General features: G+C 55.7%; 12 protein-coding genes. 4 read left to right on the plus strand and 8 right to left on the minus strand.

The window, feature by feature from the left end; genetic code table 11:
- Positions 1-59 precede the first annotated feature (59 nt).
- Together BC440_RS11680 and BC440_RS11685 are read right to left on the minus strand one after the other, a co-directional pair.
- A complete protein-coding gene (locus tag BC440_RS11680) occupies positions 60-761 on the minus strand; it encodes a J domain-containing protein (RefSeq protein ID WP_007088749.1) in 702 nt (233 codons plus the stop codon).
- A gap of 912 nt (positions 762-1,673) precedes the next feature.
- Positions 1,674-2,432: an arylesterase gene (locus BC440_RS11685; RefSeq protein WP_223304897.1), complete on the minus strand. Its 759-nt coding sequence runs from the start codon at positions 2,430-2,432 to the stop codon at positions 1,674-1,676.
- A 184-nt stretch (positions 2,433-2,616) separates the two neighbouring features.
- Between BC440_RS11685 and BC440_RS11690 the strand changes: the two genes are divergently transcribed.
- Together BC440_RS11690 and BC440_RS11695 are read left to right on the plus strand one after the other, a co-directional pair.
- Positions 2,617-3,363, plus strand: coding sequence for an ABC transporter ATP-binding protein (locus BC440_RS11690; RefSeq protein ID WP_110252387.1), 747 nt, complete (start codon positions 2,617-2,619; stop codon positions 3,361-3,363).
- The gene (locus BC440_RS11695) at positions 3,360-5,918 is read left to right on the plus strand and encodes an FtsX-like permease family protein (protein WP_063092480.1); all 2,559 of its coding nucleotides are present in this window, start codon (positions 3,360-3,362) and stop codon (positions 5,916-5,918) included. The genes BC440_RS11690 and BC440_RS11695 overlap by 4 nt, the downstream gene beginning before the upstream one ends.
- A 77-nt stretch (positions 5,919-5,995) precedes the next feature.
- Here BC440_RS11695 and BC440_RS11700 read toward each other — a convergent pair whose 3' ends face one another.
- Together BC440_RS11700 and BC440_RS11705 are read right to left on the minus strand one after the other, a co-directional pair.
- On the minus strand, positions 5,996-7,612 hold the full coding sequence (locus tag BC440_RS11700; RefSeq protein ID WP_063092479.1) for an acyl-CoA synthetase: 1,617 nt from the start codon (positions 7,610-7,612) through the stop codon (positions 5,996-5,998).
- A 136-nt stretch (positions 7,613-7,748) separates the two neighbouring features.
- Positions 7,749-9,224 carry a hypothetical protein gene (locus BC440_RS11705; protein WP_223304898.1) on the minus strand — a complete coding sequence of 492 codons (1,476 nt, stop codon included), beginning with the start codon at positions 9,222-9,224 and terminating at the stop codon, positions 7,749-7,751.
- 309 nt (positions 9,225-9,533) lie between these two features.
- On the opposite strand from BC440_RS11705, the gene BC440_RS11710 reads away from it, so the two are divergent.
- Positions 9,534-10,253, plus strand: coding sequence for a Bax inhibitor-1/YccA family protein (locus BC440_RS11710; protein ID WP_063092477.1), 720 nt, complete (start codon positions 9,534-9,536; stop codon positions 10,251-10,253).
- Between the two features lie 115 nt (positions 10,254-10,368).
- Here the strand turns inward: BC440_RS11710 and BC440_RS11715 are convergent, their stop codons facing one another.
- The gene (locus BC440_RS11715; RefSeq protein ID WP_063092476.1) at positions 10,369-11,946 is read right to left on the minus strand and encodes a hypothetical protein; all 1,578 of its coding nucleotides are present in this window, start codon (positions 11,944-11,946) and stop codon (positions 10,369-10,371) included.
- A 193-nt stretch (positions 11,947-12,139) separates the two neighbouring features.
- Positions 12,140-13,081 carry a zinc metalloprotease HtpX gene (gene htpX, locus BC440_RS11720; protein WP_063092475.1) on the minus strand — a complete coding sequence of 314 codons (942 nt, stop codon included), beginning with the start codon at positions 13,079-13,081 and terminating at the stop codon, positions 12,140-12,142.
- 345 nt (positions 13,082-13,426) lie between these two features.
- On the opposite strand from htpX, the gene BC440_RS11725 reads away from it, so the two are divergent.
- Positions 13,427-14,017 (plus strand): hypothetical protein, encoded by a 591-nt coding sequence (locus BC440_RS11725; RefSeq protein ID WP_110252386.1) that lies wholly within the window; start codon positions 13,427-13,429, stop codon positions 14,015-14,017.
- 67 nt (positions 14,018-14,084) lie between these two features.
- Here the strand turns inward: BC440_RS11725 and BC440_RS11730 are convergent, their stop codons facing one another.
- Both BC440_RS11730 and BC440_RS11735 read right to left on the minus strand, forming a co-directional pair.
- The gene (locus BC440_RS11730; RefSeq protein WP_063092473.1) at positions 14,085-17,264 is read right to left on the minus strand and encodes a multidrug efflux RND transporter permease subunit; all 3,180 of its coding nucleotides are present in this window, start codon (positions 17,262-17,264) and stop codon (positions 14,085-14,087) included.
- Between the two features lie 38 nt (positions 17,265-17,302).
- Entirely contained in the window at positions 17,303-18,469 is a 1,167-nt protein-coding gene (locus BC440_RS11735; protein ID WP_065701863.1) for an efflux RND transporter periplasmic adaptor subunit, read from the minus strand.
- Between the last annotated feature and the right edge of the window lie 118 nt (positions 18,470-18,587).

The following is an 18,587-nucleotide window of genomic DNA, read 5'->3' on the forward strand; positions in this document are numbered from 1 at the left end:
ATCTAAGCATTCGGGGGGGCCATTCACAATGGGCGAACAAAGATTTCAGCCCTGCCCCGTCAGGCAATATGTCGGCGCAACAGGTCCATGGCGGCATTAAGCTGTGTCATGCGCTGGTGCGATCCATAATTGCTATCGGGGTGGTGAATGGCGGCCAGAATGCGATATTTGGTGCGGATGGACTTCATGTCGGGACGGGCATTGGGCGCAAAGCCCATGACATGCAGGGCTTCGTTAAAGGTGGTGACGCCGCGATCCAGCGGTTCGAACGCCAGATTATCGACAATGGCGCGCAGACGTTCGAGTTCCTCGCGCGATTGCAGAAGTTCGACGGGCGGTTCGGCCTGGCGTTTTCGGATGGCGTGGGCTTCTTCCAGTGCCTTGCGTTCGGCCGCAAGGATATCGGCCTTTTCAACGCGCATCTTGACTTCGCCCTTGTCGAAATGCAGCGCCATATTGAGCGCCTTGCGCACCGCGATGATTGAATGCCCCGGTGGCAAACGCAATTGCAATCTTGGTTTGCGCCGCCAGGGACGGCCTTCGGCGGGGCCTGATTTCAGGACGATGGTTTCACGATCACCCGGCGGCGGATCGCCCGGGTCCTCGTAATCTTCAATCGCGCCTTCGGGCACAATCAGCATGACGGAACGCGCCAGATCGGCCGCATTGACCCCGCGTTTGGCGGCCAGTGCGAGAACAGCATCACGGAACATCGAAGAACACGGAATGGTGTAGGATTGTTTGACTGATTGTGCCGCCATCACCCTTGCCCGATATATATCAATTTAAATCAATATCTTACGGCGGAAAAACCACCGCAATCCCGACTGAGAAGATCAATTTGGCTAAAGTGTAGCGGCGGGAGAACCCGGCTGCAACTGCGGTTGTAGGCAAAATTGAATCGCTTCCGATTCATCCACAGGCAAAACAGGCGATTTCGCAGGGGTTCCCGATACCGTAGAGACAAGATAAGTATTTGATATTAAAATATCTTTTCCCGCATTATCGATTCTTCGCCTGAGTTTCAGCCCCTTAGCCCGCCCGCAAGAATGGATCCCCCATGTTTGCGGCCCCATAAACGGGGGAAAATCCATAATATATTGTTATTATTGAATTATTTTCGGTTTTTATGCTTTGGCTCGCCCCGGCGGCAACGGCGTCAATTTGGTTGAATTAACGTCTCGTTTGCATTTGTTCTGTCAGATCAAACCAGAGATGACTACAAATGTAGTTGCGGATCGGGATATTCGAAACATAACCGAAAGTAAATGATGTGTTAATTTCACACTCAATCAGGTGTTCTGAGGGCTTTTGGGCCATTTTCGGGCCGGTTTTTACCATTTCCCAGCCGTCCCTGAAACATCTCAAACCATTGATAATAAACACATAAACCTGAAAAAACGAGCAGATCGACTTTGCCCCGCCCTGCTTCACCAAAATCGTTTCGGTTTGCTTTCTAATTCTATCTACGTATGCAGTTTTTCGGGATAGTTTCTGTCGAAACTGATCCTGGAGGACGATGGAAATCCTGTATTTTCATGCCAATGCCGCCCAGCAATTATTTGTTATAAAAGGAATTATCGAATTCCACCGCAAGAAGAAAAGGCTGCACCAACGGGTACAGCCTTTGAGAAATCCGGTCACCTGAATGCGGTTGGTGCGGAGGCGGAAAATCAGGAATCTGCTTCGAGAACGTCAATCACCTGCGGCAGGATGCGTTCAACGATCACCTTGACGCCGTCGGCATTGGGATGGATGCCGTCATCCTGATTAAGGCTGGAATCGGCGGCGACCCCATCAAGGAAGAAGGGATAGAAGGCGAGCTGATATTCTGCTGCCAGTTCGGGGTAGATTTCATTGAATTCAGCCCCGTATTCCTTGCCCATATTGGGTGGTGCCATCATCCCGGCCAACAGGACCGCAACATCGCGGTCGCGCAGCTTTCCGATGATTTCATCAAGATTTTCGCGGGTCTGGGATGGTTCCACCCCGCGAAGCGCGTCATTGGCACCCAGTTCCAGCAACACGATATCGGGATCATCCACCAGCGCCCATTCAAGGCGCGAAAGACCCGCCGCCGTCGTATCGCCGGAAACCGAACTGTTGATGACCTTGACGTTATGCCCGGCATCGCGAAGGGCGGCTTCAAGCCTGGGGGCAAAGCCATCCTCGTGCGAGAGACCGTAGCCCGCCATCAGGCTGTCACCATAAAGCATCAGGGTTTGCGGGGCATTGTCGGCAGTGTTGTTTGCCGCATTGTCGGCGGCTTGGGCATCATGAATGCCAAACAGGCTCATGGCGCCAATCAGAATACCAAAACCCATCCCGGCACATCGAAACAGGCGGCGGGAAAGCCCTTCGAACAATCCGGGCTTTTGCTTGAAAGTGAACTGGTTAACAGCCGGGTCTTGCCCGAACAGCGTGTATGCCACAAATCTCACCTTATGTTTTGTCATCTTGCACAGACGGTTAGCCTCTGGTTACCTGCTGGTCACCCATCGGTTACCCTGAGATCGTCAAATCTGAAGTCAAATTTGAACTGGTGACACCAAATTCCGTACAGTTATTTAACCCGTTTCTTCGCCCCTGCAATGCCTTAGCCCGATTGGACCCGTAATGAGTGTTACCGAAACTGCTTCTATGCCGGAAAAAACAGCGAATACGACAGAGGCCGCGCGCCAGCGCACCGTCGATGTTTCCGGTCTTAAGCTGAGCCTGAAGGGACCGGCGGGGATTGTTGATATCCTCAAAGGGGTCGATATCCAGATTGACGCGGGCGAACGTGTCAGCCTTGTCGGGCCATCGGGATCAGGCAAAACATCGCTTTTGATGGTGATTGCCGGGCTGGAGCAGGCGCAGGCGGGCACGATCAATATCTGTGGCGAGGATTTGCGCAAGCTTGATGAAGATGGTCTGGCCCTTTATCGCCGCCATCATGTCGGCATCGTGTTTCAGGACTTCCACCTTGTCCCGACCATGACAGCGCTTGAAAACGTGGCCCTTCCGATGGAGTTTGCCGGACGCAAGGATGCGTTTGAGCGGGCCGAGGCGGAGCTTAAGGCCGTCGGACTTGGTCATCGGATCGGCCATTATCCGGGCCAGTTGAGCGGCGGGGAACAGCAGCGCGTGGCACTCGCACGTGCGCTTGCGACCGACCCGGAACTGCTTCTGGCGGATGAGCCGACCGGCAATCTTGACGGGGCCACGGGCGAAACGATTATCGAATTGCTGTTTGATCTGGCGAAACGCAAGGGATCGACTTTGCTTCTGATTACGCATGATCCGGGGCTGGCATCGCGGTGCGACCGGTCGATCATGCTGCGCGACGGGGAAATCGTTACGCAACAGGATGCCGACATATGAGCCGTATTTCCCAATCCACCAACGGGGCGGAAAAGCTGTGGTCGATTGCCTGGCGGGTCTGCCGACGGGAATTGCGCGGCGGGTTTTCCGGCTTTCGTATTTTTCTGGCCTGTCTGGCACTTGGCGTTGGTTCAATCGCTGCGGTCGGAAACGTTTCGGAATCCGTTTTAAATGCGCTTGAGCGCGATGGCCGCGCCCTTCTGGGCGGCGATGTCGAGCTTCGGCTTGTCCATATGCCCGCAAGCGAGGAACAGCAAAGCTGGCTTTCGGAGAATACCGAACGCATGGGCAGGCTTGCGACCATGCGCGCCACCGCCTATGGGCCGGAGCAGCGCAGGCTGGTCGAGCTTAAGGCGGTTGATGATGTCTATCCGCTGTTTGGCGAGATGGAACTTGCCGACGGTATTGCGTTTGACGGTGCCCTTTCTAAAAAGGACGGTGTCTGGGGCGGTGTGGCCGAGGCCGGGCTTCTGGAGCGGTTGAAGATTACTGTCGGTGATACGGTTCGCCTTGGCGATATCAATATTCAGGTGCGCGGCGTGATCGCGACCGAGCCCGACAAGGCGGTTGGCTTTTTCAATTTCGGCCCGCGTTTAATGGTGTCGATGGATGCCCTTGCCGAGACCGGACTGGTGCAGCCGGGCAGCCTGATCAATTATTATTACGCTTTGGATTTGAATGATGCGGAAACGCCAAAGGTGTTTCGCGACCGGCTTGACGCACAGTTCGAGGATGCCGGGTGGCGCGTGCGCGATGTATCGGATGCCAATCCGGGCCTGCGGCGGTTTATCGAACGGCTGACGCTGTTTCTGACACTGGTGGGGCTTTCGGCATTGCTGGTTGGCGGGATTGGTGTTGCCAATGCGGTGCGCAGCCATATCGAAAGCAAAACATCCGTTATCGCGACGCTTAAATCCATCGGGGCATCACATGGCCTGGTGTTGCGGATTTACTTCCTGCAAATCCTGATGCTGTCGCTTGTCGGGATTGGGATCGGGCTTCTGATCGGGGCGGTAACACCGGCGATCATTGCACCACTTCTGGCCGGGCGTTTGCCGATTGATGTGACATTGGGCCCGGCATTGCCGTCGCTTCTGATTGCCACGGCATTTGGCGTTCTGACCACGCTGGTCTTTGCCATGCCGTCGCTTTTGCGTGCGCGTGAAATTCCGGCAGCCCGGCTTTTCCGCGCCAGTGCGGGATTGATGAATGGCAGTGCGTTAAGTAAGCGTGACCTGCCTTATGTTGGTGTGCCGCTTATCCTTTTGCTTCTGCTTACGGTCTTTACCGCAACGGATCGCGAGATCGCGATTGGCTTTATCGCCGGATCGCTTTTGGCGATTGCGGTTTTTGCCGCGGCGGGCAAGGCAATTGTATCGCTTTCAAAACGGATGACGGGCGGGCGCAATGCCTTTAGCCGATTGGCGCTGGCAAACCTGCATCGGCCGGGTGCCAGCACGGTGCCGATTGCGTTGTCGCTCGGTCTTGGCCTGACGCTGCTGGTGACGATTTCGGGGATCGAGGGAAATCTGGATCACGAGATATCGGAAAATCTGCCGGACTCGGCCCCGGCCTTCTTCTTCCTTGATATCCGACCTGATCAGATGGATCAGTTCAAAACGCAACTTCTTGAAAAAGATAACGTTTCGGATATCGAACAAACACCGATGCTGCGTGGGCGCGTGGTTGCGATTGACGGGGTCGATGCCAATGATGTTGGTCCGGGAGATGATCGCTGGTTCCTGCGCGGTGATCGTGGCCTGACCTTTGCGGCAAGCCCGCCGCCCGAAACCCAGATCGTGCGCGGGGAATGGTGGCCGGCTGATTATGACGACGGGGCCAAGCCGCTTGTTTCCATCTCGCGCGATATTGGCGAGGCATTCGCATTGGAGCCGGGCGATACATTGACCGTCAATGTGCTGGGCCGGGATATCACCGCCGAGATTGCCAACTGGCGCGAAATCGAATGGCAGAGCCTTCGGATGAATTTCGCCATGGTGTTTTCGCCGGGCCTGATCGACAAGGCCCCCTATAGCCTGATTGCGACCGCCCATATGCCGCGCGACATGGAAGAACCGGTTGATCGCATGATCGGCATGGATTTCCCCAATGTGTCGGCGATCCGGGTGCGCGAGGCGCTTGAGGCCGCCAATGCCATTCTGGCCGGGATCGGCACCGCGCTTAACGCAACCAGTTCGATTGCGATTGTCGCCGGGGTTCTGGTCCTTGCCGGTGCGGTTGCCGCCGGGCGGCGCAAACGGATTTATGATGCGGTTGTCCTTAAAACCCTTGGGGCGACGCGCGGCAATATCCTTTATGCCTATGCGCTGGAATACGGGATTTTGGGCCTTGCCACCGGGGTGATTGCCGCCCTGTTTGGCAGTCTTGCGGCCTGGTCGGTTCTGGTGCTGATCATGGAAGCGAGCTGGACCTTCCTGCCGATGACGATCTTTGGCCCGATTGCGATTGGTCTGGCGGCGACCCTGTCGGCGGGCTTCATCGGGACATGGCAGGCATTGCGAAGCCCGGCGGCACCGCTTTTGCGTAACGAATAGCACGCAGTGCAGAACACCCAAAAGGGCCGGTCCATCACAGACCGGCCCTTTTCATTTCGATTGGGTATCGTCGGAAATCATGCCAGATCACGAAGCGCACGACGGACGACCTTGCCGGTTGTCGTCATCGGCAATTGTTCCATGAAGGCGATTTCGCGCGGATATTCGTGGGCGGCCAGACGGGTTTTGACGAAATCACGGATATCGGCTTCAAGTTCCGGACTTTGTGCGACCCCGTCGGCCAGCACGACGAAGGCCTTGACGATCTGGCCGCGCTGTTCGTCGGGTTTGCCGATCACCCCGGCCATGCGCACCGCCGGGTGGCCGATCAGGCAATCCTCGATCTCGCCCGGGCCGATGCGATACCCCGCCGAACTGATCAGATCATCATCGCGCCCGACAAAACGGATATAGCCATCTTCGTCAAGCTGCCCCATATCGCCGGTCAGAAGCCATTCCCCGATGAATTTTTCGCGGGTGGCTTCGGGGTTGCGCCAATATTCCAGAAACATCACCGGATCAGGCGACCGAACCGCAATCCGGCCCATTTCACCGGCAGGCAGGACATTCCCGGCCATATCGATCACCGCAACGTCGTGCCCCGGCACCGGGCGGCCCATCACGCCGGGTTTGGGGGCCATGATCGACTGACAGGAACTGACCACCATGTTGCATTCGGTCTGGCCATAGAACTCGTTGATGGTAACGCCAAACACGCGACGCCCCCAATCCAGAAGTTCTGCACCCAATGTTTCCCCACCGCTTGCGATTGAACGAATATTGCATTTGAACTTTGCCGCCACATCGTCGCCAGCCGCGCGCATCATCTTGAGCGCGGTTGGCGGCAGGAAGGTATTGCGCACGCCATATTCGGCAATCAGGCCAAAGGCGGCCTCGGCACTGAATTTTTCGAAACGGTGGGCCACGACCGGCTTGCCGTGATGCCAGGCCGGCAGCAGGACATCCAGCAACCCGCCAATCCATGCCCAGTCGGCCGGGGTCCACATGACATCGCCGTCCTGCGGGAAGAAGTCATGCGACATTTCCACACCGGGCAAATGACCCAAAAGCACGCGATGGGCATGCAGCGCGCCCTTTGGCTGGCCGGTGGTGCCCGATGTGTAAATGATCAGGGCCGGTTCATCGGCGCGCGTCTTGACCGGTTCGAATTCATCGCTGGCCTCGGCCGAGAGTGCCTTGAAATCAAAACAGCCATCGGGCGCACCATCAATCACATAGACATATTCAAGCGCCGGAAGCAGATCGCGGATTTCAGCAATTTTGCGCGCCCCTTCCTGATCGGTCACCAGTGCCTTTGCGGCACAGTTGCCAAGCCGGTATTCAAGGGCCTCGACCCCGAACAGGTTGAAAAGCGGCACGGCAATGCCACCCATTTTATAGGTGGCGATATGGGCCACGGCGGTTTCGGGGCTTTGCGGCAACAGAATACCGACCCTATCGCCACGACGGATGCCATGGCGGCGCATGACATTGGCGAAACGGTTCGACAGGCGTTTGAGCTGCGCAAAGCTGTAATCGCGGCGCGATCCATCGCGCCTGCGATACATCAGGGCAAGACGATCAGGGTCGTCTGCCCATTTGTCGCAAACATCGACACCAATATTGAAATGAGTAGGCACGTTCCAGACAAAATCCGAACGCACCGACGCGTAATCCGCACGAACCGGTAGCATGTTTCCTCCCTGTATCCGCCACGTCTTTTTGATTTTTTGATTTCACGACGTTTTGGTCGGCACATGCTAGTCGATGCATCGGCAAATATGAACCATTTTGTCGTGATCAGACCGGCACCACATGACGCAGTACCCGCTAGCGGCCCGGATCGAGCAGGAAGGTAAAATTGGACGGTTGCCCGGCATCGGTAAACGCGGTGGAATGACAGCCAAGGCAGGTGCCATCCATTTGATGCTGGATAAAGCTTTCAAGGGCGACGTTACTTAAGAATCGGGGAACTTCCCCCACCCCGAACGGGGCCCCGCCGCCATTTCCGATCCATTGGGTGCCGACCAGAAAATAGTTTTTCCAGACACTGTCACCCAGTTTCCGCTGCCAGACGAAATTCGCCTCTGCCGTTCCGGAAAAAAGCCGCCAGCAACGGACGATATCGGGCGCAGTGACGCGATTGCCATCCGGATCACGGGCATAGGGTGGCTCGTCCGCCCAGCGCAGATCGGATTGTACGATCTGATTGGCAAGATGGTCGGCACGGTCGACACCGTCATAAAAAACGTAATCACGATCGGTTTTGTCCGGGCCCAGACAACCTTCGGGGAACAGGTCATTGGCGATGATGCTGTTGGGGCGGCGTGCATTTGATGCCAGTGGTGCGTTATCGACATGTTCGAATGTCGACCATATCCAGCGATCCCCATTGCCGCTTTTGACACGCTGAACGATGTGCAAACCGACCATCCCGACCGTCACATCCAGGCATTTGGCCCTGCCATCAACGGCATCCTTTGCCGCAACGGCGATCCGGGCCGGTTTTGTATAATAGCGTTCCTGATCGGCGGGATCGGTCATGATGCGCCAGGCAAACTTGATCATTTGCGCGCCGGGCTTGAAAGCCGTCTTGTCGCTGGCCAGCAGATTTGCAGTGTCCCCCGTTAAGGTTCCAGCCCCCGCAGACAGCTTTAGAATCGGGAAGCCGACAGACTGGCCACTTTGGGCAAAGGCCATGCGACCGGCGGCACTATCAAGGCCATTCCAACGGATATAATCGGCGGCAATATCATTCACCCGCGTTTCGTACAGAACGAAGTTTCCCGCCTGATCAATCAGCACGTCGCCCGAGGCCTGCACGAAGGCCGATAGCAACAAAGCCCCGTCGGGCAGATCGTTGCGACATTGATCATCGGGTGCCGACGCCCCGGCAAACAATGAATATTTGTCACGATAGGTTTCCCACCATGCATACCCGGCATCGGGGTGCCGGTAACCGGCATCAATCGGATTCCCGTCACCATCGTAAGGCCAGACCAGCGAAACCATTGCCTGCCATGAAAACCGGTCAAACGGCCGCTGTGCTTCGTAGGCAACGAAGCGATAAATGAAATTGGCGTCAAATTCGGGCACATCAACCGGTTCGGCAGCACAGAGGCCACCGACACCCGCCGTCGCACAAAATTCATCTTCGGGATAAACCGCATCAAATACCGGCACCTCGTTTGCCTTTTTGGAGGCAACGAAATTCGGATTCTGTGCCGATGCGACGGAAACGGCGAAAAGCGACAGGACAAAACCGAGCAACGACGCACGCCCGACCCGCGAGATGAACAAGAACATGTTCGATCCACAGGTTTCCAATATGCCGTTGTTATCGAAAACTTTTTTTCCCATCGACGACCCAAACCGCCACCTGAACCGGGGCGAAACCGCGCGTAACAGTACCGATCCTTTGAAAGGATACGAAATTATAGGCCGAAATGGTCAGAAAATCGCGTTTCGAGACAAAGTGAACAAGATCACAATATTGTCAGTTCCGGGGATACCACAATTAGCCAAACCGTTGCTTTTCACGGAAATGCTGCCATATTTTCAGCATTGCAGAGTTCTATGAACATTCTGCCCGTTATGGATCAAAGAGGGATTTCAATGGCTTTTGAAACGCGTCAACGCGGCTATGACGTCTCGGTTGGCCGGTCGGCGGCCGAGATTGATGAAGGTCTCCGCGCCTATATGCTGCGTGTCTACAACTATATGGCATCTGCACTTGCCCTGACCGGTATCGTCGCGATGGCTGTGTCGACCAGCCCTACCCTGATGCAGGCGATTTTCGGAACCGGTTTGCACTGGATCGTGATGCTGGCCCCGATCGGCCTCGTCCTGTTCCTGAGCTTCCGCATCCACAAGATGAGCTTTGGTGCCGCACAAACCACATTCTGGATTTATGCGGCTCTGATGGGTCTGTCGCTGTCGTCGATCTTCCTCGTTTACACGGGTGAAAGCATCGCGCGGACCTTCTTCATCACCGCAGGCACCTTCGCCGCGATGAGCCTTTACGGCTATACGACGAAGAAAGACCTTTCGAGCTGGGGAAGCTTCCTGTTCATGGGTCTGATCGGGATCATCCTGGCCAGTGTCGTGAACATCTTCCTGGGCAGCACGATGCTTCAGTTCGTGATCTCGGGTGCGGGCGTTCTGATCTTTACCGGTCTGACCGCCTATGACACCCAGCGGATCAAGGAAAGCTACCACGCCCACGATGATCAGGCGACCGCAGGCAAGAAAGCCATCTTTGGCGCCCTGCAGCTGTATCTGGACTTCGTGAACCTGTTCGTAATGCTGCTTCAGTTCTTCGGTAATCGCGAATAGAACTGATCCCCGGCATTCGCAGTCGGAAAACCCCGCATCCGAAAGGCTGCGGGGTTTTCTTTTGTCTGATTTAAAGCGTTTTGTGTTTAATCTGCACCATTTTGCCGGAAATCCCTTACGAAGCCTTGGCTTCTCCTGCGCCGCCGGTCGCATCGATTACTGCCTGGCGTTGCGAAAGCTGATGCATCATGTTTTCGGCACGGGTGAAACTGCCCGAGGCAGCGCGCGCCGCCCCGCGTGCAGCAGCCTCGTCGAAGGCTTCGTAAGCCTGAGAGAAATTCATCCGTGCATGCGAAATTGTCTTAAGGTCTTTTTCGGCGGCACCAAGGGAAAACTGCACACTGCCAAGCGCGAACATCGCCCGTCCCCAAAGATAGGGGTGATCGCGTCTTGAACAGACTTTAAGAGCCGCCTGAAAGACCGGAATAACCTGTTCGGCAACGACACCGATGCTGCCAATCGTGGACTGGGCGACAACAGACTCCGCCAGACCATAGGCAATCTGGGCATATAAAACGGTGTGGGCCTTGGTATTCACAAGTCCCAGCGCCCGACGATAATGGCCACTGGCCATTTCGGCCATTTCGATATCGTCAATTTCCTTGGCATGGATCATCGTGGCTTCGCCAAGTTTGCCAATGGCAATCGCGCGCGAAACCGGCGTGCCCGCCATCAATTCAAAACGGCGTTCCAGAAGCTTCCACACACCGATGGCTGTTGCGCCTGAACGCGCGTTCATATTGCTTACCATCGACCAGTTCAAAAGCGTGCCATACAACGCCATGATCGCCGACCGTTCCGGATCAATCAGTGACAGATCCGCAACCCCGCGCAACATGTCTTCGATTTTTTTTATGGTTTCAACGGTTTCCTGCTGAACGACCCGTTCATTCAGAAGACCGGTCGGCTTTTTGATCGTTTTGCTGTCTTTTGGCGTTTCCGTGGCCAGGGTCAGGAATTGACGGACAATCAGCTCAATTGCCCGGATGGCACTGAGGCAATAGCTGCGTTCACCCGTTTCAGCCAGCATAACCGCACCAAAAGCATAGGCGGTTGTCACGCCCTGTCCGACGTCGGCAAAGTTTTCGCCGTTATTGATCCGTTCCTGAAGGTCATCAAGGTGAGACGCAAGGCGTGCCACCTGCAACGCGCGCAGATCACGGCCACGTGCACGCGCCAGCAATTCACATGTCAGAAGGATATGAAGGGCCGCTGCGGTATCTTTATGCTGTGGCTGACGAAAGGTGTGAACCAATGGCAGCAGCAATTCATAAAGCGGTGAAACCAGCATGTCGTTGCTGAAATGAACTTCCAGCAATCCGTTCACCGGATTGGTCTGCCCCCAGAATACCGCCGTAGCATCCTGACGCCGGGCAAGGTTTAACACACCAGCATGGGCTTCGCGCACGGCCTGAAAGGCATCGGCAATATCGGTGCTGATTGTGAAATACCGTCCCAACGACAGTGGCGCAGTATCGGGGATATCCGATAGGGTGCGTTTCACCCAGTCACCAACCTGATCGGGCAATGGCGTTCCGGATGGATCTTCGGGGACAAAGTGGGCAACGGCATACAGACATGGCTCAACACGTTCGTCCGGTCCATCGACCGACGCAGAACCGTTTTCAACCGTTTCCCCGGCTGTAAAGATGGACTTGAAAACAAGCCCGACCATCGACCAGAAGCCCGCCATTTATCCCCTTCTCAAACATCCGTCGCCATCCTTCCGTGGCCGGAGGTTGACTTAGACGATTATGATATAATCTCGTGCAGCGGCGGCGGCGTCAATCATACGCCATCGCATTTCGCACCATACCGAAGGATAAAACCGGCAAGGTTTGTATAGGTCGGGGTCGGGAAATCCCCCCAAATTTTAGTAACTTAGATTAATTCCAGGGGCGACGACGCACCCGGCGATCCTTTGCCGCCCCGGACCACGGACCGGATTTTGCCGGTGCGGCAGCTCCCGATTGTGGCGCGCCCGCCATTTCACGCAGCTTGGCAATCCGGTTTGACATGCTCGGATGGGTTGAGAACAGATTGTCCACACCTTTGCCCGAAAGCGGGTTGGCAATATACATATGCGCCGTCGCCGGGTTGCGTTCGGCATCCATGTTCGGAATGGCATGAACGCCTTTGTCCAGTTTGTTAAGGGCGGAGGCCAGCCACATCGGATGGCGGCAGATTTCAGCCCCGATCTTGTCAGCTTCGTATTCGCGGGTACGCGAGATTGCCATTTGCACCAGCATCGCGCCAAGCGGTGCCAGAATGGCAACAAGGATCATGCCCACCCCGCCGAGCGGATTGTTGTTGTCATTGCGACCCCCGCCAAACATGCCGGCAAACATGGCAAAGTTGGCCAAGGCGGAAATCGCCCCGGCGATGGTGGCGGTGATCGTCATGGTCAGGGTATCGCGGTTTTTGATATGGGCCAGTTCATGGGCCATCACACCGGCAATCTCGTTGCGATCAAGCAACTGCATCAGGCCGCTGGTTGCGGCGACGGCAGCATTTTCGGGATTACGTCCGGTGGCAAAGGCATTGGGCTGGGGATTATCGATCACATAGACCTTGGGCATCGGCAGCCCGGCATTTTGCGCCAGTTCGCGCACCATCGATACCAGTTCGGGTGCAGTGCGGTCATCCACCTGCTTTGCACCGCGCATGCGCAAAAGCATGGAATCTGCATTCCAATAGGCAAACACATTCATCACCGCAGCAAACAGCAATGCGATGATCATGCCCTGTTGCCCGCCAATCATCATGCCGACTGCGCCAAACAGCGCGGTCAAGCCAGCCAGCAACAAACCTGTACGCACATAATTCATGGTCGACACTTCCTTTGACGAATACTCCGCGCAGAAGATAGGGAGAAGTTGCGCCAAGGCAAGCACCCGGCAAACTTGTTCTGCTTCTTTGCCACCGCATAGAAAACTTATTCGTTGGTGTGGGAAGATTATTCCCGCCAACCCTTTGAACAAGCAAAATGATTATGGAATTTTTTCCTGCGTGACCAACATCACAGAGCAAATGCCGCAGATATCAACGGAGTCCCACTAATACACCCATGAGTGGTCTTTTAATTGCATGTACAATTTAAAGATCATTGAAGGAGGTGTCATATGGTCGAGTTTCAAGGGAAAATGTCTATTGTCGGTGCACGGTACCTAACCATGCCCAGACCGATTGATCCACAAACCGGTGAATACAGCACCAGATTCTCGCTTGAAGAATGGAAAGCCCTTCAGACCAAGCGGAAGGAAGAATTCGAAACCTATCAAGCCAATGCCGAAGGCCAGTTGAATGGCTGGTTAGATGATAACAGCGGGGCACAAGTAACACGCGCCTATTATCTTGATGATCAGCTTGTCGCAGTCTTTGGCGAGGATAACGTCAATGTTTCCAATGGCATGAATTACGCCATAGAATATAGCAAAGCGCAGAGTGACGGCGAGAATCTTGGCTATTCCGGGGATCAGTTAACCCGATATGTCGAAAATCGCGTCGAGGTCGCGTTGCGTTCCGAATATGGCAACCGACTAACGGTTAAAGAAGGTACGGCAGGAACACTTGGCACGCTGGCAGATTACCGCGAGGAACTGTTTGGCGGGGATCGCTGGCCATCAGAAGAAAACATGCCGCCGCCGCGAGAAATTGACTGGAATGCGCCATCACCGGCACAGGCTGGCACCTGGCAAGGACCGCTTCGTATCGACACAGATACCTTCCTTGGCATTCGGCGTCTGGTTTTTGGAAATCAATAAAAGAGAAAACAGCCGGACCACGGGGTCGGGGGAACTTTATGGTCCGGCTGTTGTGCAACGGTTTTCGTTACTCCGCGGGCTGCTGCGCGTCAGCCCCATCAAGTGAACGAACCTCGTTGCCACGGCCGATCTTGCGCACCAGCACGTAGAACACCGGTGTCAGGATCAGACCGAAGATGGTCACACCCAGCATGCCCGAAAACACGGCGATGCCGATGGCATGGCGCATTTCCGAACCCGCACCACTTGAAATCACCAGCGGCACAACGCCCATGATGAAGGCAAGCGACGTCATCAGGATCGGACGCAGGCGCAGGCGGCTGGCTTCGATGGCTGCCTGAACGGTTGTCCGGCCCTGATGTTCAAGTTCACGGGCAAACTCGACAATCAGGATGGCGTTCTTTGATGCCAGTCCGGCCAGAACGAACAGACTGATCTGTGTGAAGATGTTGTTATCCCCACCGAACAGATAGACACCAAAGGCCGCCGAAAGCGTACTCATCGGGACGATCAGGATGACCGCCAGCGGCAAGGTCAGGCTTTCGTACTGGGCGGCCAGAACAAGGAAGACCAGCAGAATACAGATCGGGAAGATGAAGATTGCCGTGTTACCCGCGAGGATCTGCTGATAGGTCAGGTCGGTCCATTCATAGGACATGCCCGGCGGCAGGGTTTCATCAAGGATCTTGATAATCGCGGCCTCCGCCTCGCCACTGGAATAGCCCGGTGCGGCGTTGCCATTCAGATCAGCAGAACGGAAGGCGTTGTAACGCATGGCGGTATCCGGCCCGAATGTTTCGGATACGGAAAGAACACTGCCAAGCGGCACCATATCGCCATCCGCGTTGCGCGTTTGCAGACGCAGGATGTCTTCGGGGCTTGAGCGATAGGGTTTGTCGGCCTGTGCGATCACCTGATAGGTGCGACCGAACTGGTTGAAGTCGTTGACATACATGGAGCCCAGATAGATCTGCATGGTCCGGAAGATTTCATCGACCGGAATGCCGAGCTGCTGGACCTTTGTACGGTCAAGATTGGCCTGCAATTGCGGGACATTGATATTGTAGCTTGAGAACACACCAGTCAGTTCAGGTGCGGCCCATGCCTTGGCCAATACCTGTTTCATGGCGTCATCAAGCGCACGATATCCCTGGTCGCTTCGATCCTGCACCTGCAGTTTGAAACCGCCCACCGTGCCAAGACCCTGAACCGGGGGTGGCGGGAAGATTGCGACAAAGGCCTCGTCAAGGGCAGCATATTTCTGTTGCAGCTTTCCGGCAATCGCCAGCCCCGACAGATCATCGGATTTGCGTTCGGCAAAGTCGGTCAAGGTCACAAAGACGATGCCGGCACTTGAGCTGTTAACGAACCCGTTGATCGACAGGCCGGGGAAGGACACGGCACTTTCGACACCGGGTTCCGCCAATGCGATTTCAGACATTTCGCGAATGACTTCTTCGGTACGGTCCAGTGTCGCGCCCTGCGGCAATTGTGCAAAGCTGACCAGATACTGCTTGTCCTGCAACGGGATGAAGCCGGATGGCAAAATCTGGAAACCCTGCCAGGTCAGAACCAGCAATCCGGCGTAAACCGCCATCATGATGGTTTTCATCCCCAGCAACCGTTTGACACCACCGCCATACAGTTCCGTGCTGCGATTGAAGAACCGGTTGAACCAGCGGAAGAACCAGCCAAAGACAAAGTCCATGGCGCGGGTCAGCCAGTCTTTCGGTGCGTCATGCCCTTTCAGCAGAAGTGCCGACAGAGCCGGGCTGAGCGTCAGGGAGTTGATGGTTGAAATGATCGTTGCGATGGCGATTGTCAGGGCGAACTGCTGATAGAACTGACCGGTCAGGCCACTGATGAAGGCAATCGGAACGAACACACCGGTGATCACGAGCGAGGTCGCAATGATCGGCCCGGTCACTTCGCGCATCGCGGCCACGGTTGCATCACGCGGTGACAGACCACGTTCGATATTACGTTCGACGTTTTCGACCACCACGATGGCATCATCGACCACGATCCCGATGGCGAGGATCAGACCGAACAACGACAGCACGTTGATCGAGAATCCCAGCAACAGCATCAGGGCAAATGTCCCGATAATCGACACCGGCACGGCCAGCAGAGGAATGATCGAGGCACGCCACGTCTGCAGGAAGATTGTCACCACCACAACAACGAGCGCGACGGCTTCGAGCAGGGTTTTGATCACCGACTTGATCGAGCTTCGAACGAAAACGGTCGGATCGTAAACGATGCTGTATTCAAGACCTTCGGGGAAGTTTTCCTTGAGCTCCGCCATGGTTGCGCGAACGTTGCTTGAAATTTCAAGCGCGTTGGAACCGGGCGATGCAAAGATCGGAAGGGCAACAGCCGATTTGTTATCAAGCAGGGAACGCAGGGCATATTGCTGTGCCTCCAGCTCGACCCGGGCGACATCGCCAAGACGGGTTACAGTGCCGTCTTCGTCACGATTGATGATGATTTCGGCAAATTCCTCGGGCGTTTCAAGGCGCCCGTGGACATTGATCGGCAACTGGAACTGCACACCGGTATCATACGGCGCGCCGCCAATCGTACCCGCCGCGACCTGCACGTTCTGGCTTTGAATGGCCGAAACAACATCGCCTGCGGTCAGGCCGCGTTCGGCGACCTTGTCCGGGTTAAGCCAGATGCGCATGGCGTAGTCACCCGACCCGAACAAACCGACCTGCCCGACGCCCTTGATGCGGGCCAGCTGATCCTTGACATTCAGGGTCGCGTAGTTGCGCAGATACAGCATGTCATAGCGGTCATTTGGCGAGAGCAGATGCACCACCATCGTCAGATCCGGGGATTGCTTTGACACCGTCACGCCAAGCTGACGGACGATATCAGGCAAACGCGGTTCGGCCTGCGATACCCTGTTCTGGACTTTTTGCTGTGCCAGATCGGGATCGGTCCCGATTTCAAAGGTCACGGTCAGGCTGAGACGGCCATCGGTCGTTGCCAGCGAGTTGACATACAGCATCCCCTCGACCCCGTTGATCTGTTCTTCAAGCGGGGAAGCGACGGTTTGCGCAATTTCAGCCGGGTTTGCACCGGGGAATTGCGCTTCGACCACAACGGTCGGTGGCACGACTTCCGGATATTCGGAAATCGGCAAATTCAGCATGGCAATCAAACCTGATAACAATATCAGGACGGATAGAACGCCAGCGAAAATCGGGCGATCCACAAAGAATCTGGATATATTCTGCATAACGGTCAGCCTAGTCTTTGCGCGCAGTCAAGCATCCGTCAGGATGCCGAGGCCTGCAGAATTTCAGGAGCAACAGGCATACCGGGTCGAACTTTCATGATCCCGTTCACAATCACCATGTCACCGGGTTCAAGCCCGGAGGTCACGATGCGACGCCCGTCAACTTCGGCCCCCAGCGTTACCTGACGGTAGGCAACCGTATTGTCCGACTGGACCACGTAAACGAATTTGCGGTCCTGATCGGTGCTGATGGCGTCGGGTGCAATCAGGATGACATCCTGTTCGGCCGAGGTGCCGAGTTGCAGGCTGGCGAAACTGCCGGGCAGAAGTGCGCCGTTGCTGTTGTCAAACAGGGCGCGGGTCCGGATGGTGCCCGTACGGGTATCGATGCGGTTATCGAAACTGTGGATAAATCCGTCAATTGTCTTGCCACCGGCGATGGTCATGCGGACCGGGATTTTCTGATCCGCGCCGCTGACTTTATTGGCGTCATAGATGCTGGCGAAATAGGTTTGTTCATCCAGATCGAAATCGGCATAGATTTTACCGGTCGAGACTATGGTGGTCAGAACCGGGGCATTCGGCCCGGCATTGACCTGATTGCCGACGGTCAGTTCGACCCGGCTGACACGGCCATCAATCGGTGCCTTGACGAAGGCATGATCGAACTCGATTTCGGCAAGTTCAAGCTGTGCAAGCGCGCGGTTAACCTGACTTTGCGCAACCTGTTCGGCGCTGACGCGTTCATCAAAGACACGTTTGGAAACGGTGCCATTGGCCACCAGTTTTTCAGCGCGTGCCTTTTCCTTGGCGGCAAGCGACAGGGTTTGGCGGGCAGCCGCCAGTTCCGCCTTGGCTTCGTCAACGGCGGCCTTGTATGTGCGGGGATCGATCACGGCGAGAATATCGCCCTGCTTGACGATCTGACCATCTTCGAAGCGGATATCGACAATGGCACCACTGACCTGCGGGCGAAGCTGGACTTCCTCGACCGCACTCAGCCGGCCGGAGAAATTGTTCCAAAGCCTGACGGACTGGCTGTGCACGTCCTGGACAGTGACGGGGGTGATTTGCGGTGCAGCCTGTGCAACGGCTTCGTCGGCATCGGCGGTGCCTATGGTGCTTAGCCCGTAACCACCGGCAGCAATCGCAGCGATTGCAGCTGTGGCGGACAGCAGCATTCTCAGTTTGGATCGTGATTGCATCTTTCCATTTCCCAATAGCGTGACCCGCGCATTCGCGGACAGATTAACGGGAAGATGCGTACCGATCGGTTTGTTAGCAAGGGGAAAATGAAAAAAATTTACATGCGTTCTAAATTTT

The organism is Thalassospira sp. MIT1004 (genome assembly GCF_001858545.1).
Taxonomy (GTDB): Bacteria; Pseudomonadota; Alphaproteobacteria; order Rhodospirillales; family Thalassospiraceae; genus Thalassospira; species Thalassospira xiamenensis.

Coding starts and splice junctions, on each gene's coding strand:
- BC440_RS11680 (WP_007088749.1), bottom strand. CDS start 761: ATGGCGGCACAATCAGTCAAACAATCCTACACCATTCCGTGTTCTTCG.
- BC440_RS11730 (WP_063092473.1), bottom strand. CDS start 17,264: ATGCAGAATATATCCAGATTCTTTGTGGATCGCCCGATTTTCGCTGGC.
- BC440_RS11710 (WP_063092477.1), top strand. CDS start 9,534: ATGGCTTTTGAAACGCGTCAACGCGGCTATGACGTCTCGGTTGGCCGG.
- BC440_RS11695 (WP_063092480.1), top strand. CDS start 3,360: ATGAGCCGTATTTCCCAATCCACCAACGGGGCGGAAAAGCTGTGGTCG.
- htpX (WP_063092475.1), bottom strand. CDS start 13,081: ATGAATTATGTGCGTACAGGTTTGTTGCTGGCTGGCTTGACCGCGCTG.
- BC440_RS11690 (WP_110252387.1), top strand. CDS start 2,617: ATGAGTGTTACCGAAACTGCTTCTATGCCGGAAAAAACAGCGAATACG.
- BC440_RS11715 (WP_063092476.1), bottom strand. CDS start 11,946: ATGGCGGGCTTCTGGTCGATGGTCGGGCTTGTTTTCAAGTCCATCTTT.
- BC440_RS11725 (WP_110252386.1), top strand. CDS start 13,427: ATGCCCAGACCGATTGATCCACAAACCGGTGAATACAGCACCAGATTC.
- BC440_RS11700 (WP_063092479.1), bottom strand. CDS start 7,612: ATGCTACCGGTTCGTGCGGATTACGCGTCGGTGCGTTCGGATTTTGTC.
- BC440_RS11735 (WP_065701863.1), bottom strand. CDS start 18,469: ATGCAATCACGATCCAAACTGAGAATGCTGCTGTCCGCCACAGCTGCA.
- BC440_RS11705 (WP_223304898.1), bottom strand. CDS start 9,224: ATGTTCTTGTTCATCTCGCGGGTCGGGCGTGCGTCGTTGCTCGGTTTT.